15 protein-coding genes and 1 tRNA gene are annotated in these 15,745 nt (G+C 71.9%); 2 read left to right on the top strand and 14 right to left on the bottom strand.

Annotation, left to right across the window (positions count from 1 at the left end; genetic code table 11):
• Positions 1-13: 13 nt before the first annotated feature.
• A complete protein-coding gene (locus tag Q9S36_RS13095; protein WP_311285498.1) occupies positions 14-634 on the bottom strand; it encodes a DUF2510 domain-containing protein in 621 nt (206 codons plus the stop codon).
• Positions 631-1,230 carry an isochorismatase family protein gene (locus tag Q9S36_RS13090; protein WP_311285497.1) on the bottom strand — a complete coding sequence of 200 codons (600 nt, stop codon included), beginning with the start codon at positions 1,228-1,230 and terminating at the stop codon, positions 631-633. The genes Q9S36_RS13095 and Q9S36_RS13090 overlap by 4 nt, the downstream gene beginning before the upstream one ends.
• Positions 1,231-1,301: 71 nt before the next feature.
• On the opposite strand from Q9S36_RS13090, the gene Q9S36_RS13085 reads away from it, so the two are divergent.
• The gene (locus tag Q9S36_RS13085; protein ID WP_311285496.1) at positions 1,302-1,694 is read left to right on the top strand and encodes a DUF3054 domain-containing protein; all 393 of its coding nucleotides are present in this window, start codon (positions 1,302-1,304) and stop codon (positions 1,692-1,694) included.
• Positions 1,695-1,703: 9 nt separating this feature from the next.
• Here the strand turns inward: Q9S36_RS13085 and Q9S36_RS13080 are convergent, their stop codons facing one another.
• From Q9S36_RS13080 to Q9S36_RS13025, 12 genes are all read right to left on the bottom strand, one after another.
• Positions 1,704-3,938 carry an efflux RND transporter permease subunit gene (locus Q9S36_RS13080; RefSeq protein WP_311285495.1) on the bottom strand — a complete coding sequence of 745 codons (2,235 nt, stop codon included), beginning with the start codon at positions 3,936-3,938 and terminating at the stop codon, positions 1,704-1,706.
• A 38-nt stretch (positions 3,939-3,976) separates the two neighbouring features.
• A complete protein-coding gene (locus Q9S36_RS13075; protein WP_311285494.1) occupies positions 3,977-4,366 on the bottom strand; it encodes a hypothetical protein in 390 nt (129 codons plus the stop codon).
• Positions 4,367-4,383: 17 nt separating this feature from the next.
• Positions 4,384-4,459 (bottom strand) — tRNA-Thr (locus tag Q9S36_RS13070).
• 67 nt (positions 4,460-4,526) lie between these two features.
• The gene (locus Q9S36_RS13065) at positions 4,527-6,071 is read right to left on the bottom strand and encodes an alpha/beta hydrolase (protein ID WP_311285493.1); all 1,545 of its coding nucleotides are present in this window, start codon (positions 6,069-6,071) and stop codon (positions 4,527-4,529) included.
• Entirely contained in the window at positions 6,068-7,219 is a 1,152-nt protein-coding gene (locus tag Q9S36_RS13060; RefSeq protein WP_311285492.1) for a DNA polymerase III subunit delta', read from the bottom strand. Before Q9S36_RS13060 ends, Q9S36_RS13065 begins: the two co-directional genes overlap by 4 nt.
• A gap of 30 nt (positions 7,220-7,249) precedes the next feature.
• Positions 7,250-7,873 carry a dTMP kinase gene (tmk, locus tag Q9S36_RS13055; protein ID WP_311285491.1) on the bottom strand — a complete coding sequence of 208 codons (624 nt, stop codon included), beginning with the start codon at positions 7,871-7,873 and terminating at the stop codon, positions 7,250-7,252.
• Positions 7,870-10,533 carry a type I DNA topoisomerase gene (gene topA, locus Q9S36_RS13050; RefSeq protein WP_311285490.1) on the bottom strand — a complete coding sequence of 888 codons (2,664 nt, stop codon included), beginning with the start codon at positions 10,531-10,533 and terminating at the stop codon, positions 7,870-7,872. Before topA ends, tmk begins: the two co-directional genes overlap by 4 nt.
• A gap of 77 nt (positions 10,534-10,610) precedes the next feature.
• Entirely contained in the window at positions 10,611-10,937 is a 327-nt protein-coding gene (locus Q9S36_RS13045) for an Rv3654c family TadE-like protein (RefSeq protein WP_311285489.1), read from the bottom strand.
• Positions 10,937-11,275, bottom strand: coding sequence for a TadE family type IV pilus minor pilin (locus Q9S36_RS13040; protein ID WP_359919430.1), 339 nt, complete (start codon positions 11,273-11,275; stop codon positions 10,937-10,939). Before Q9S36_RS13040 ends, Q9S36_RS13045 begins: the two co-directional genes overlap by 1 nt.
• Positions 11,272-11,475, bottom strand: a complete 204-nt coding sequence (locus tag Q9S36_RS13035; RefSeq protein ID WP_064003058.1) for a DUF4244 domain-containing protein — start codon at positions 11,473-11,475, stop codon at positions 11,272-11,274. Before Q9S36_RS13035 ends, Q9S36_RS13040 begins: the two co-directional genes overlap by 4 nt.
• A gap of 49 nt (positions 11,476-11,524) precedes the next feature.
• Positions 11,525-12,418 (bottom strand): type II secretion system F family protein, encoded by an 894-nt coding sequence (locus Q9S36_RS13030; protein ID WP_311285486.1) that lies wholly within the window; start codon positions 12,416-12,418, stop codon positions 11,525-11,527.
• Entirely contained in the window at positions 12,415-13,404 is a 990-nt protein-coding gene (locus tag Q9S36_RS13025; protein ID WP_311285485.1) for a TadA family conjugal transfer-associated ATPase, read from the bottom strand. Before Q9S36_RS13025 ends, Q9S36_RS13030 begins: the two co-directional genes overlap by 4 nt.
• A 365-nt stretch (positions 13,405-13,769) precedes the next feature.
• On the opposite strand from Q9S36_RS13025, the gene acs reads away from it, so the two are divergent.
• Complete coding sequence (acs, locus tag Q9S36_RS13020; protein WP_311285484.1) at positions 13,770-15,740, top strand: acetate--CoA ligase; 1,971 nt, start codon at positions 13,770-13,772, stop codon at positions 15,738-15,740.
• Positions 15,741-15,745 lie beyond the last annotated feature (5 nt).

The following is a 15,745-nucleotide window of genomic DNA, read 5'->3' as shown; positions in this document are numbered from 1 at the left end:
CGCCGCGAAGGGGTCACCGTGCGGTGGTGACCGCCTCCCACGCCGCGTCCGAGAACAGGGTGATCCAGACGGCGAAGACGACCAGGCCGACGGCGGTCGCGATCAGCCAGCCCCAGAACGGCGCGAGCCCGCGCCCCGTCTCGCGGTGCACGACGAACGTACGACCGGCGACGTAGACGCCGAGGGTGGCGACGAAGGCGAGCGCCGCCCAGCCCCAGCCGAAGGGTGACGGGATGCCGCGACGCCGCAGGGCGCGATGGTCGAGGCGCGCGAACAGCACCGCGAGGGCGACGAGGACGAGGTCGACGACGACCAGCAGGCTGAGACCGGCGACGATCCACCCCGCCGGCGTCAGCGCCGCGGACGCCTCACCGAACAGCCGCGCGACCGCCTCCATGTCGAGGAACGCCCCCGTGTAGAGCGGCAGGACGGATGCCGCGATCGCCGCCCAGATCCAGACGGTGCCGGCGCGCACGGCGCCGGGCGCCGGGGCAGCGGCGGGTTCCGGGTCGACGACCGCGACGGGCGTGCGCGGGGCGACCGTGTCGGTCGCCCACTCGGTGCCGTCCCACCACCGCAGCTGATTCGGCTCGCCCGGGTCGGGGTACCAGCCCGCGGGCGCCTGGCGGCTCACCGGCCGCTCTCGTCCCGGTCGCCCGTCGACGAGGCGAGCTCGGCACCGGCGTGCGCGAGTTCGGCGAGCGCGGCTTCGCTGGGGGCGGGTGCGACGCCGGCGATGAGGTCGGTGAGGATGCGGACCCGTCGCCCGTGCGCGATCGCGTCGAGGGCGGATGCCCGGACGCAGTGATCCGTCGCGATCCCGGTGACGTCGACGTCGACCACGCCGTGCGCCGTCAGCAGGTCGGCGACCGTCTCACCGGCATCCGTCACCCCTTCGAACAGCGAGTAGGCGGGCTGGCCCTGCCCCTTCTTGACGTGGTGCGTGACCGCGCTCGTGTCGAGGCCGGGGTCGTAGTCCGCGCCCGGGGTGCCCGCGACGCAGTGCACGGGCCACGAGTCGACGAAGTCGGGCTCGGCGGCGAAGTGCCCGCCGTTGTCGCCGTCGCCGTCGTGCCAGTCGCGCGAGGCGACGATGAGGTCGTAGTCGGCGGCGTGTGCTCTCAGGTGCGACGTGATGGCTGCGGCGACCGCATCCCCTCCGTCGACGCCCAGGGCCCCGCCCTCGGTGAAATCGTTCTGCACATCGACGATGAACAGCGCTCGGGTCATGTGACGAGGGTACGACGGCGCGGGGCCGGCGGTCATCTCCGTGTCGCGGGCGGCGCGGCTACGCTGGCGGCATGACCGTCCCCGTCCGCGACCGCCGCTCGACCGCAGGCATCCTCGCCGCCCTCGGCCTCGACGTCGTGCTGGTGACGGTCTTCGCCGCGATCGGACGGGCCAGCCACTCCGAGGCGCCGTTCGCGGGTCTCGCGACGACGGCGGGGCCTTTCGTCGCCGCCCTCGTGGCCGGCTGGCTGGTGGCCCTCGCCTGGCGCGCCCCGCTCGCGGTGGTGCGCACCGGCATCCCGGTGTGGGCGGTCACCGTCGTCGGCGGCATGATCCTGCGCGCCCTCTCCGGTCAGGGCGTGCAGGTCGCCTTCGTCATCGTCGCCGCATCCGTCCTGCTCCTGCTGCTGGTGGGATGGCGCCTCGTCGCCGCGCTCGTCGCGCGCCGCCGCTCGGCCGACTGACGGCGCCCCTCACGCGTCGAGCGTGCGGCGGTACTCGGCGCGCGTCATCTCCTCGGGTGCAGCGTCCGCCGAGGCGTCCTCTGCATCGACACGGGACAGCGTGGAGGGCCACCAGATCTTCCGGCCGATGTCGTACGCGAGGGCCGGCACGAGCAGCGAGCGCACGATGAACGTGTCGAGCAGCACGCCGAAGGCGACGATGAAGGCGAGCTGGACGAGGAAGAGGATCTGGATCACGCCGAGCGCCGCGAACGTCGCCGCCAGCACGAGGCCTGCCGAGGTGATCACCCCGCCCGTCGCGACGAGTCCGCGGAGGATGCCGCGGCGCGTCCCGTGCGCCAGCGACTCCTCGCGCACGCGCGACATGAGGAAGATGTTGTAGTCGATGCCGAGGGCGACGAGGAAGACGAAGCCGTAGAGCGGCACGGCGGGATCGCCGCCCGGGAACCCGAACACGTCGTTGAAGACGAACGCGCTCACGCCGAGCGCCGCCGCGAACGACACGATGACGCTGAGGATCAGCAGCACCGGTGCGAGCACCGAGCGCAGCAGCAGCATGAGGATCAGCAGCACGACGACGAGGATGACGGGGATGATCACCGTCCGGTCGCGGATCGAGGTGTCGTTGGTGTCGAGGTCGACGGCGGTGGTGCCGCCGACGATCCCCTCGAACGGCGCGTCGGCGAGGGAGGCTCGCAGTTCGCGCACCGTCTGCTCGGCCTCGAGAGAGTCCGCCGCGTCCGAGAGGGTGGCCACGAGCATGACGTCGCCGCCGTCCACGGTCGGCTCGGGGGCCGGCGTCCCGGGAGGACCCTGCGGCGCCAGGACGAGTTCGCCGCCCTCGACGCTGACGGCGGCCTGCCCCGAGGGCGTGTCAGCGGCCACCACACCGACGGAGTCGACCCCGTCCTGACCGGCGACGAGCTCGGCCGCCTCGGGGGCGTCGCCCTCGGACACGATGACGTAGAGCGGGCTGCCCGACCCCGCCGGGAAGTGCTCGGCGAGCACGACCCCGCCGTCCCGCGCTTGGGACTCCCCCAGCACGAGTTCGCTGGCGGGGACGCCGTCCGCCTTCAGCTGGGTGACACCGACGGATGCCGCCAGCAGCACGACCGTCGAGAGGATCCAGACGACCCGCGCGCGGCGCGCGACGAACCGTGCGAGCTTCGCCCACAGCCCGCGGGCGGGCTGCGTCAGGTCGGCGGGGAGCTCCGCCATGCCGGTCTTCGGGATGAACGGCCAGAACGTCGCGCGCCCGACGAGCGCGAGGAGCGCGGGCAGGAAGGTCAGCGCCGACAGCATCGCGAAGGCGATGCCGATCGAGGCGATGGGGCCGAGGGCACGGTTGCTCGCGAGGTCGCTCAGGAGCAGGCAGAGGAGGCCCGCGATGACCGTGCCGCCCGAGGCGAGGATGGGTTCGATCGAGCCCTTCCAGGCGGCGGTCGCGGCATCCCACCTCCGGCGGCCCTCCCCGATCGCCTCCCGGAAGCGCGCGACGTAGAGCAGCGCGTAGTCGGTCGCGGCGCCGATGACGAGGATGAAGAGGATGCCCTGGACCTGACCGTTGAGGACGACGATCCCCGCCTTCGCGAGCCACCACACGCTCAGGAGGGCGACGCAGAGCGCGAACACCGAGGTCAGCAGCACGAGGATCGGCAGCAGCGGCGACCGGTAGACGACCACGAGGATGACGAACACGGCGCCGAGCGCGACGAGCAGCAGCAGGCCGTCGATGCCGGTGAAGCCGGTCGCGAGGTCGGCGGTGAAGCCGGCCGGACCCGTGACCCACGCCTCGAGGGAGTCCGGGGCGTCCGCCGCGACGAGCTCGCGCACCTCGCCGACGATGTCGGTGACCTCCGCCGAAGCGTCGATGGAGACGACCACCTGCGCCGCCTCGCCGTCCTCGGACGGGATGGCGGGCGAGACCTCGAGGACGCCCTCGAGCACACCGATCTCGTCGGCGACGGTCTGCACGCCCTCGAGGTCGGCGGCGTCGAGACTGCCGGTGCCCTCGAAGACGACGAGCGCCGGGATCGCGTCGCCGCCGAGGAAGTCGTCCAGGCGCTCCTGCACCTGCGTCGACTCGGCGCTCTGCGGCAGGAAGCTCGACTGATCGTTCGTCGAGACCTCCTCGACCTTGCCGAAATAGGGCCCGCCGATGGATCCCCCGGCGAGCCAGATGACCACGAGGACGAGCGGAAGCGCGATGCGCAGCCAGCGTGAGGATGTCGATGCGGATGACATATACCTAGCTTATCTAGATATACGCTTTTACAACAATCTCAGGATCGCAGGAAGAAGACGATCACCGAGGCGAGCACCGTCACGACGCCCAGCGCACCGCCGCCGACAGCCAGCCCCACCAGCAGTCGCAGGACGGGCGGACGCCTCGTGAACCGCATGCGATCGCGCCAGCCGTGGCGATACCAGATGCGCGCCGTGCCGCCTGCCCCGAGGTGATCGCGGTCGTGAGCAGACAGCTCTGCGGCGTTCACCTCGCCGGCGTCGTCGAGCCACCGCAGGGTGCGACCGTCCTCGTCGAGGTACGCGTCCGCGGGGAGCCAACTGCCGTCGGACGCCCACACGACGAGGACGGCGATCCCGAAGACGACGGCACCCCCGAAGCCCACCCACGAGAAGATCTCGAGAATCGCATCGAGGGCCTGTGTCACCCGTGTGTCCTCTGTTCTGGAGCCACCTAAGGGAATCGAACCCTTGACCTATTCATTACGAGTGAATCGCTCTGCCGTCTGAGCTAAGGTGGCGCGCTTCGCTCGCGCGTTGCACGATCATCGATCCTACAGGGTCCGAGGGGATGGTGCGAACGCGCCCCTATCCGGCATCGCAGCGGACGTCGCCGGTGGGCACCTCGCCGTCCTCGACGTACGCCACGACGGTCTCGTCGACGCAGGCGTTCCCCTTGTTGAACCCGGTGTGCCCCTCCCCCACCCGCGTGATCAGGATGCCGGAGCTCAGCTGCTCGGCCAGGGCCGCCGACCACTCGTAGGGGGTCGCGGGGTCGTTCGTGGTGCCGATGACGAGGATCGGCGCCGCCCCGTCGGCGGTGATCTCGCTGCGTGAGCCCGTGGGCGGGTAGGGCCATTCGTCGCAGAGGTCGACGTCGGAGCTCCAGTACGGCGCGAAGGTGGGCGCGTCCTCGGCGACCTGAGCCTCCGCCTCCGCGACGACGTCGGCCGGGTCGGCCGGGTAGTCCATGCAGTTGTACGCCGAGAACGCTTCCGTCGAGTTGTCGAGGTACGACCCGTCGTAGCGGTTGTAGTAGCGGTCGACGAGGGCGAACATCTCGTCGGGATCGCCTTCGAGGACCGCGGTGAGCGCCGACGAGAGCGTCGCCCAGCTGCCCTCGCTGTAGAGCGCCGAGATGATGCCCATCACGAGCGCGTCGGCCCCCAGCATCCGCCCGTCCGACGCCGGCAGCGGGGTTGCGTCGACGGCGGCGAGCGCGTCCTCCAGCTGCTGCTGCGCCGCGTCCTGCGCTCCGTCGAACGGGCAGTCCGAGCCGGCGAGGCACCAGGCCAGATAGGCGTCGAGCGCGGATTGGAAACCGGCGGCCTGTCGCGCGCCGACGATCGCGCCCGGGATCGACGGGTCGAGTCCGCCGTCGAGGACGACGCGGCCGACGTTCTGCGGGAAGAGCTTCGCGTACGTCGCGCCGAGGAACGATCCGTACGAGTATCCGAGGTAGGCGAGCTTCTCGTCGCCGAGCACAGCGCGCATGAGGTCGAGGTCGCGGGCCGCGTTCTCGGTGGTGATGAAGGGCAGGATGCCGCCGCTGTTCGCGTCGCAGGCGCGGGCGAACGCGGCGGCCGACTGCCGCTGCTCGCCGGCGCGCTCGGGCGTTCCGCGCGGGGCGGCGGGGATGTCGAAGAGGTACCGGTCCATCGCGGCGGCGTCGAGGCAGCGCACCGCCGTGGAGCGTCCGACCCCGCGCGGATCGAAGCCGACGACGTCGTACGACTGCAGCAGCTCGGGCCCGACGGCGAAACCCGCCGACTGCCGGACCATGTCGACGCCGCTCGCACCCGGTCCGCCGGGGTTGACGAACAGCGACCCCTTCGACTCGCCGTTCGAGGCGACGCGGACGATGACGGCGAGGTCGAGGTCGCCGGCGTCCGGGTCGGTCCAGTCGCGCGGCGCGGTGATCGTGCCGCAGAAGTAGCCCCCGTCGTCGAAGCCGGTGCACTGCTCCCACGCGACGTCCTGGCCGTAGTAGTCCTCGAAGCCGGCGGGGGCGCCGGAGACCACCGGCGCGCGGTCGGGGGCGACGGGCGTCCTCGGGGTGCAGCCGGCGAGCATCGCCGCGAGACCGGCCGCCAGGACGGCGGCCGCCGCGCGGCGGAGCACGCCGCGGATCACGCCGCGCGCCCCGTCGCGACGGTGATCAGCATGCTCTCGAGGGCCAGGGCGGGGGCGGCATTGCCCTGCAGGTTGGTGCGCGTGAGCGCGATGGCGTCGAGGACGGTCAGGGTGTGCTGCGGCGTCCACGCCGCCGCGAGCGCCTCGATGTCGGGCGTGAGCTCGCGGTTGATGAGCTCGGTCTCGCGGCCGAACTGCCGCATGAGCGTGTCGCGGTAGAGCGACTCGAGGTCGGTCAGCACCCGGTCGATCCCGTCGCGCAGGCTGCGGGTCGCGCGCCGTTTCTGCTCGTCCTCGAGGGCGCTGACCTGGCTGCGCACGGCGGGAGGCACGGCGCTGCCCGGAGCGACCCCGAGCGTGCGCAACAGCGCCTCGCGCTCGCTCTCGTCGCGTTCCGCGGTGAGCGCCTTCGCGTCGTCGGTCGCGGACTGCACGATCGTGGCCGCGACCTCGACCGCGTCGCCGACACCGCGCACGCGGAGCACCGCGCGGAGGGTGCGCTCGCGACGCTCACGGGATGCCGCATCCGTCGCCAACCGCTGCGCCATGCCGATGTGGCGCTGTGCGAGCCGGGCCGACTGCTCGGCCACGGTGTCATCGACGCCCGTCCGCTGGACGATGAGCCGGGCCACGTCGGCGACGTCGGGCTCGCGCAGCCGCAGAATGCGCACGCGCGAGCGGATCGTGGGGAGCAGATCCGCGTCGCTCGGCGCGCAGAGGATCCAGACAGTCTGCTCGGGCGGCTCCTCGAGGGCCTTCAGCAGGACGTTGCTCGTCCGCTCGACCATGCGGTCGGCGTCCTCCATGACCATGACCCGGTAGCGCCCGAGCGACGGCGAGAAGTAGGACCGTTCGACGAGCGAGCGCGCCTCTTTGATCGAGATGATGACGCCCTCGGTGCGGAGGGCCGCGAGGTCGGGGTGGGTCCGCGCCATGACCTGCCGCATCGCGTTCTCGTCGCCCGGCTCGGCGATGAGCGCCGCCGCGAACGCATACGCGAGGGTCGACCGGCCTGATCCCGGTGGTCCGGTGATGAGCCACGCGTGCGCCAGCTGGGAGGGGTCGGATGCCGCGGCCCGCAACTGCGCGACGGCCTCGTCCTGACCCCAGACCTCGCCCCACGGGAGCACGTCGGTGGAGGCGGTCATGCCGTTCAGCCTACGAGGTGCCGGGGACGCTCAGGACAGGTGCGGGGCGATGCGGGAGCGGATCTCCGCCGCGATCTCGTCGATCGCCCGCGTCGCGTCGACGACGAGGAAGCGGTCCGGATCGGCTTCCGCGAGCGCGAGGAACGCCGCGCGCACGCGCTCGTGGAACGCGCTCTTCTCGGCTTCGAGCCGGTCGAACGGCTTGTCGGCGGCATCCAATCGTCCGCGCGCCGTCGCCGGATCGACATCCAGCAGAACCGTGATGTCGGGGAGCGCACCCTCCGTGGCCCACAGCGAAAGGTCGCGGATCTCCCCTCCGTCGAGCACGCGGCCGGCGCCCTGATAGGCGACCGAGCTGTCGAGGTAGCGGTCCTGGAGGACGACGTCGCCGCGCTCGATCGCCGGCCGCACGAGGGTCGCGACGTGGTGGGCGCGGTCGGCGGCGTAGAGGAGCGCTTCGGCGCGCGGCGCGATGTCGCCGCGGTGGTGCAGGACGATGTCGCGGATGAGGACGCCGACGTCGGTGCCGCCGGGTTCGCGCGTGCGCACGACCCGGCGACCCTGCTCGCGGAGCCACTGCTCCAGCAGGGCCGCCTGCGTCGTCTTGCCCGAGCCGTCACCCCCCTCGAGGGTGATCCACAGCCCGGAGGTCACTTCTTCTTCGCCGCCGGCTTGCGCGCCGCGGGCTTGCGGGTCGTGCGCTTGGGCGCCGGCCCTTTGGCCCGCTTGTCGGCGAGCATCTGCACGGCGACCTCGAAGGTGATGTCGTCGGGCGTCTGACCGCGCGGGATCGTCACGTTGGTCGTGCCGTCGGTGACGTAGGCCCCGAAACGGCCGTCCTTGATGCGGATCGGCTTGCCACTGACCGGGTCGGCCTCGAACTCCTTCAGCGAGGTCGCGGCGCGGTTGGCGTACTTCGGCTGCGAGTAGATCTCGAGGGCCTGCTCGAGCGTGATGTCGAAGATCATGTCCTCGCTCGCGATGCTGCGCGAGTCGGTGCCCTTCTTGATGTACGGACCGTACGGACCGTTCTGGGCCGTGATGACGGTGCCGGACTCGGGGTCGACACCCACTTCGCGCGGCAGCGACAGGAGCTTCAGCGCGGTCGCGAGGTCGATCGTCTCGGGCGACATGCTCTTGAACAGCGAGGCGCGCTTGGGCTTGGGCGCGACGGCCTTCTTCGCGCCGCGCTTGGGCTTCGCGTCCTCGGCCGGCGCCTCCTCCTCGGGCAGCGCCTCTTCGAGGTAGGGCCCGAAACGACCGTCCTTGATGACGATGTCGCGGCCGTTCTCGGGGTTCTGCCCGAGAACACGGTCGCCGCCGACGGGCGCCTCGATGAGCTCCTGCGCCTTCTCGGGCGTGAGCTCGTCGGGTGCGAGGTCGTCGGGGACGTTGATGCGCCGCGGCGTCTCGGGGTCGTCGCCCGGGACCTCGAGGTACGGACCGTAGCGGCCGAAGCGGAGCACCGCGACGTCGCCGATCCTGGTGGAGTTGATCTCGCGCGCGTCGATGTCGCCCAGGTTGTCGACGATGTTGCGGAGGCCGACGTGGTCCTCGGAGCCGAAGTAGAACTCGCGCAGCCAGGCGGCGCGGTTCTGCTCGCCCCGGGCGATCGCGTCGAGGTCGTCCTCGAGCGCGGCGGTGAAGTCGTAGTCGACGAGATCGGCGAAGTGCTCCTCGAGCAGCCGCACGATGCTGAACGCGAGCCAGCTGGGGACGAGCGCCTGGCCGCGCTTGGACACGTAGCCGCGGTCGAGGATGACGTCGATGATGCTCGCGAAGGTCGAGGGACGGCCGATGCCGCGCTCCTCGAGCGCCTTGACGAGCGACGCCTCGGTGTAGCGGGGCTTGGGGCTCGTCGCGTGGCCCTTCGGCTCGACGTCGGTCAGCCGCAGTGCGTCGCCGACGGCGAGCGCCGGCAGCGACTGGTCGTCGGTGCGGTCGTTGTCGTGGCGCTTCTCGTCGCGACCCTCCTCGTACGCGTCGAGGAAGCCCTTGAACGTGTAGACGGTGCCGGATGCCGTGAACGTCGCGGTGCGACCGGCGGCATCCGCGTCGATTGCGACGGTCGTCGTCTCATACTTCGCGTCGGCCATCTGGCTGGCGACGGTGCGCTTCCAGATCAGGTCGTACAGGCGCAGCTCGTCGCGGTCGAGGCCGGAGGTGACCTCCTTGGGCGTGCGGAAGTGCTCGCCCGAAGGACGGATCGCCTCGTGCGCTTCCTGCGCGTTCTTCGCGTTGTTGCGGTAGCTGCGGGGGTTGGCGGGCACGGCCTTGTCGCCGTACAGCGCGACGGCCTGCGTGCGCGCCGCGGTGACCGCCTGGGCCGACAGGGCGGTCGAGTCGGTACGCATATAGGTGATGTACCCCTTCTCGTAGAGCCGCTGCGCGACGCCCATGGCGTGCTTGGCGCTCATCGAGAGCTTGCGACCGGCCTCCTGCTGGAGGGTCGAGGTCGTGAACGGGGGCTTGGGGCTGCGTGTGCCGGGCTTTGCCTCGACGCTGACGACGGATGCCGCGCCCGACGCCTCGAGCGCTGCGGCCAGCTCGCGCGCCTGGTCCTCGCTGAGGACGACGACGGCCTTCTTCAGCGCACCGGTGTCGTCGAAGTCGGTGCCGCGCGCCAGAGGGGCGCCGTCGAGGCGGGCGAGGCGGATCGCGAACGAGTCCGACCCCTTCACGGCGGTCGAGTCGACGTCCCAGTACGAGGCGGACACGAACGCCATGCGCTCGCGCTCGCGCTCGACGACCATGCGGGTCGCGGCGGACTGCACGCGCCCGGCGCTCGTGCCCTGACCCACCTTGCGGCGTGTGACGTCCGAGACGTCCCAGCCGTAGAGGCGGTCGAGAATGCGCCGCGTCTCCTGCGCGTCGACGAGGGCGTGATCGAGCTCGCGGGTGTTCTTCACCGCGGCCTGGATCGCGTCCTTCGTGATCTCGTGGAAGACCATGCGCTTGACGGGGACCTTGGGCTTCAGGGTCTCGAGCAGGTGCCACGCGATGGCTTCGCCCTCGCGGTCCTCATCGGTGGCGAGCAGGAGTTCGTCGGCGTTCTTCAGGGCGCGCTTGAGCTCGGCGACCGTCTTCTTGCCGCGGTCGCTCTCCACATAAAGAGGAGTGAAGTCGTTCTCGATGTCGATGGAGTACTTGCCGACGGAGGTCTTCTTCAGATCCGCCGGGATGTCCTTCTTGTCGGCGAGGTCGCGGATGTGCCCGACCGAACTCATGACCTCGTATCCGTCACCCAGGTATCCCTGGATCGAGCGCATCTTCGTCGGCGACTCGACGATGACGAGCTTCTTGCCCTGTGCCACGTGGGGTCCTTTCTTCGTTGCACACCATACACACCGCGTTGTCAAGAGCACGCTGGGAGCGGTTGCGGTCCGGCGCGTCACCCGGCGCCGGGCGGCGGGCCCGCGCGGGCGCGCGCCCGCGCGTCCAGGGGGCCGACGCCGATCGAGACCTCGATCGTGACGATGAGGCCGTCGATGCGACACGCGGATACCGACGCGCCCACGCGCGAGGCGACGTCCGCGGCGCGTGCGCACGGTTCGCCGGGAACGAGGCCCGACGCGGTGTCGGCGGCCGCCAGGGCTGCGGCGTCGGCGGCTCCCGCGGCGCGCGCGGCGGTCGCCGCCGCCCCTCCGGCTGCGAGGAAGCCGACCGCGAGCGTCGCCGTGACCGCCAGGACGCCGACGGTCGTCGCCGATCCTGCCATCAGTCCCCCTCCGGTGCGGGCAAAGCGCACGACGACGCGCGCAGGTCGGGCAGCGGCAGCGGGACCCCCGACGCCGCGGTCAGATCGACGCAGACGAGGTCGCCGTCCCGGCGGGTCCCGACCTCGGCGCCCGAGGCGAGGGCGCGCGCGGCGGCGACCACCCGATCGGCGGGCTCCTCCCGAGCGGCCAGACGCGCCGCCTGCGCGGCGGCGTGCTCGAGCCGCACCTGCCGACCGCCCACGGAGAGCGCCGAGACCGCGAGCACGAGCACGAGGACGACGGCGGGGACGGTCACGGCGAACTCCGCCGCGACCGATCCCCGCTCGTCGCGCCTCATGAGACGGTCAGGGCGCGCCGGACCAGGTCGGTGAGGATGCCGCGCACCTCGTCCGAGCGCATGATGATGACGAGCAGGCCCGCGAAGGCGACCGCCGCCATCGTCGCGATGGCGTATTCGGCAGTCGCCGCGCCGGTCTCGTCGGCGAACAGTTCCGCCGCGCGACGGCGGGTCAGGGTGGGCAGGTCGTGGGATGTCATGATCTCCTCCGATGTGGGTTGTGGATGTGGTTGCGGGCACGTCTGGGGCTCACAGCGTGAGCGGGGTCGTGGTGAGGACCGAGAGCAGCATCGGGCCGACCCCGAGGAGCAGGAACGCGGGGAGGGTGCAGACCCCGAGCGGCAGCAGGAGCCGCCCGGACAGGGCGGCGGCGCGCAGCCGACCCTCCGTCCGTGCCGCCTGACGGCGGGCCGCGGCATCCGCTCGCAGCAGTTCGACAGCGGGGGCGCCGGCGGAGCGGGAGAGCGCGAGCACCGCGCCCGTCTCGCTCGACGGCGCGAGGCCCGACGCCGCCGCCGCGACCTCGATCGCGCGCGGGATGGAGACGCCGCCCGAGAGCGCGATCGCGATCACCTCCGCATCGAGCCCCGGGATGTCCTCTCCCGGCTGCGCCCGGGCGACGAGGGCGCGGGTCCACCGGTGGGTCAGGAGCATCAGCGACCCTCCGGCCACGAGACACACGGCGCCCGCCGGCGTGGCGAGGGCCGCGAACGGGTCGAACCCGAGCGCCGCGCCCAGCCCCAACGCGACGAGGGGCAACCACGCGATGAGGCGGGCCGTCGTCTGCGGCTCGGCGAGCGCCGTGCGCACGTCGTCGCGCGCCTGATGGGCGTCGCGGAGCGCCTCGGCGAGGCCGCGCAGGCTCGCCGCCAGGGGCGCCCCGACGACGGTCGCGACCTGCCACGCCACCCCGATCTGGCGCCATGCCTCACCGCGTTCGGTGAGAGCGGATGCCGGCGGATCCCCTGCGTCGAGGCGGGCGCAGACCGCGCCGGCGGTGTCGTCCCCCGCCGCGGCCAGGTGGCGCCAGGCCGCGCCCGGCGCGATGCCGGCCTGCAGCAGGACCGCGAGACGCTGGACGACGGCGGCGACCGCTGCCGCGTCGGGTGCCGCCGCGGCATCCGCTCTCCTCCGGCGCCTCACGGGAGGTCCTCCACGCCGAGCCGGTCGCTGCGCACGACGGGACGCGCGATCCCGGTCACGCGCCGCACCCCGTCACGACCCCGCTCGATGTGCACGATCGCGCCGATCGCGCTGGCGGTCTGCCGCGCGAGCGCCCGGTCGTCCATGCCGGCGAGGGCGCCGAGCGCTTCGAGGCGCGCGGGCACGTCGGCGATCCCGCTCGCGTGGACGGTGCCCGCGCCGCCGTCGTGTCCCGTGTTGAGCGCGGTCAGCAGTTCGCGGACCTCCTCACCGCGACACTCCCCCACCACGAGACGATCCGGCCGCATCCGCAGCGCCTCGCGCAGCAGGCGCCCGAGCGCGATCGCCCCGACGCCCTCGAGGTTCGCCTGCCGCGCCTCGAGGCGGACGTGGTGCGGGTGGGCGATGCGCAGCTCCGCGACGTCCTCGATCGTGACGATCCGTTCCGACACCGGGACCCGCCCGAGGAGCGCGGCGAGCAGCGTCGTCTTGCCGGCGCCGGTGGCCCCCGTCACGAGGATGTTCGCCCGCTCGTCGACGAGTCTCTCGAGGCGTGCGCCCGTCGCGGCGTCGAAGGTGCCGCGACGGCCCAGCTCGTCGAGGTCGGCCATGCCGGTCCCGGGCAGCCGGATCGAGATCGTCGCGCCCGTGCAGGCGATGGGCGGCAGGACCGCGTGCACCCGCACCCCGTGCTCCCACCGGACGTCGGCACACGGCGTCGCGTCGTCGAGGTGCCGCCCTCCCAGCGCGATCAGCCCGACGGCGAGCTCGCGGACGGCCTCCTCGTCGAGGCGCCAGTCCGGGATCCGTTCCGCTCCCCCACCCCGGTCCACGTACAACCCCTGCGTGCCGTTGACGAAGACGTCGGTCACCTCGGGGTCGGCGAGGTAGCGCCGCAGCGGTGCGACGACGGGATGCGGCGGCACCGGGCGCGGCTCGGCGGACGCCGTGCGGCCCCGCGGAGCGACGATGAACGGATGCGGCATGCCCGAGACGCTAGGCGCGGCGACGGGGGCGCCGCGGCGGCCGTCGGGCAGCGGTGGAGGACCGCGTCCGCACTCGAGGTGTGAAGGAATCGGCGCACCCCGCCCGGGAAAAGGAGAAGGGCGGCACCCATTTGGGGGGAAGGGTGCCGCCCACGCGACCGCGCTTCAGGGGGGATCAGCGGGGCCGCGAAGCCGAATCGATGTTCGGGCGTTAACGATCTTACGCTCATCGGCGGAGTGCACGTTCACAGACACTCGATGGTTGCCACGCACCCACTATCGGCGGTAGTAGACGACGACGAGCGATCCTAGAGTGACCGCATCGCAGGACGAGGCCACGACGGCCCGACGCAAAGGAGCGCCGCATGAGCAGCCAGATCGACCACCTCCTCACCGAGACCCGCCGCTTCGCGCCGTCCGCGGAGTTCGCGGCCCAGGCCAACGCCCACGCCGACCTGTACGAGGCCGCCGCGCAGGATCGCGAGGCCTTCTGGGCCGAGCAGGCGCGTGCCCTCCACTGGGACACTCCGTTCACGAAGACCCTGGACTGGTCGAACCCGCCGTTCGCCACCTGGTTCGAGGACGGCGAACTGAACGTCGCCTACAACTGCCTCGACCGGCATGTCGAGGCGGGCCTCGGCGACCGCGTCGCCCTGCTCTGGGAGGGCGAGCCCGGCGACGAGCGCCGGGTGACCTACGCGGAGCTCACCGACGAAGTCAAGCGCCTCGCGAACGTCCTGACCGAGCTCGGCGTCGAAGCCGGGGACCGCGTCGCCATCTACCTGCCGATGATCCCCGAGGCCGTCGCCTCGATGCTCGCCGTCGCCCGCATCGGCGCGATCCACTCGGTCGTCTTCGGCGGGTTCTCCGCCGACAGCCTGCGCTCGCGCATCGACGACGCCGGCGCGAAGCTCGTCATCACGAGCGACGGCGGCTACCGCAAGGGCAAGGTGTCCCCCCTCAAGCCCGCCGTCGACCAAGCGCTCGCCGACCGCGGCCACGGCCCGCAGGAGACCGTCGAGCACGTCCTCGTCGTCAAGCGCACCGACAACGAGGTGAGCTGGCAGGACGGGCGCGACCTGTGGTGGCACGACCTCGTGCCCGCGGCATCCGCTGATCACGTTGCGCAGCCGTTCCCGGCTGAGAACCCGCTCTTCATCCTCTACACGTCGGGGACGACCGGTAAGCCGAAGGGCATCCTGCACACGAGCGGCGGCTACCTCACGCAGGCCGCCTTCACGAACAAGGTCGTGCACGACCTGCACGCCGAGACCGACGTCTACTGGTGCACGGCCGACATCGGCTGGATCACCGGGCACACCTATGTCACATACGGTCCGCTCGCCAACGGCGCGACGCAGGTGATCTACGAGGGGACGCCCGACACCCCGCATCCGGGCCGCTGGTGGGAGATCGTCGCGAAGTACGGCGTGACGATCCTCTACACGGCCCCGACGGCGATCCGGTCGTTCATGAAGCTCGGCCGCAGCATCCCCGAGCAGCACGACCTGTCCTCGCTGCGCCTGCTCGGCAGCGTGGGCGAGCCCATCAACCCCGAGGCGTGGATGTGGTACCGCCACGTGATCGGCGGCGACACGGCGCCGATCGTCGACACATGGTGGCAGACCGAGACGGGCGCGATCATGGTGTCGGCGCTCCCCGGCATCACCGAGACGAAGCCGGGCAGCGCGCAGGTGCCCCTCCCGGGCATCAGCCTCGACGTCGTCGACGAGAAGGGTCACGTCGTCGGCAACGGCAACGGCGGCCTCCTCGTGCTGACCGAACCGTGGCCGAGCATGCTGCGCGGCATCTGGGGCGACCCCGAGCGGTTCAAGGAGACCTACTGGGACAAGTTCGCCGACCTGGGCTACTACTTCGCCGGGGACGGCGCCCGCCTCGACGAGGACGGCGACGTGTGGTTCCTCGGACGCGTCGACGACGTCATGAACGTCTCGGGGCACCGGCTGTCGACGACCGAGATCGAGTCGGCCCTCGTCGGCAACGAGGCCGTCGCCGAGGCCGCAGTTGTCGGCGCGTCCGATGAGACGACCGGCCAGGCGGTGGTGGCGTTCTGCGTCATCAAGGAGTCGTACATGAAGGCGCACTCGCTCGACGGCCTCGTCGACACGCTGCGCGTGTGGGTCGGCGAGCAGATCGGCCCCATCGCGAGGCCGCGCGACGTCTACATCGTCACGGAACTCCCCAAAACCCGCAGCGGCAAGATCATGCGCCGCCTGCTGCGCGACGTGGCGGAAGGGCGCGAGGTGGGTGACACCACGACCCTCGCCGACACGATGGTCATGTCCACCATCAAGGGGCAGGTCACGAAGAAGTAGCGCGG

Source organism: Microbacterium sp. ARD31 (assembly GCF_031844425.1).
This window is presented reverse-complemented; position numbering and strand designations above follow the sequence as displayed.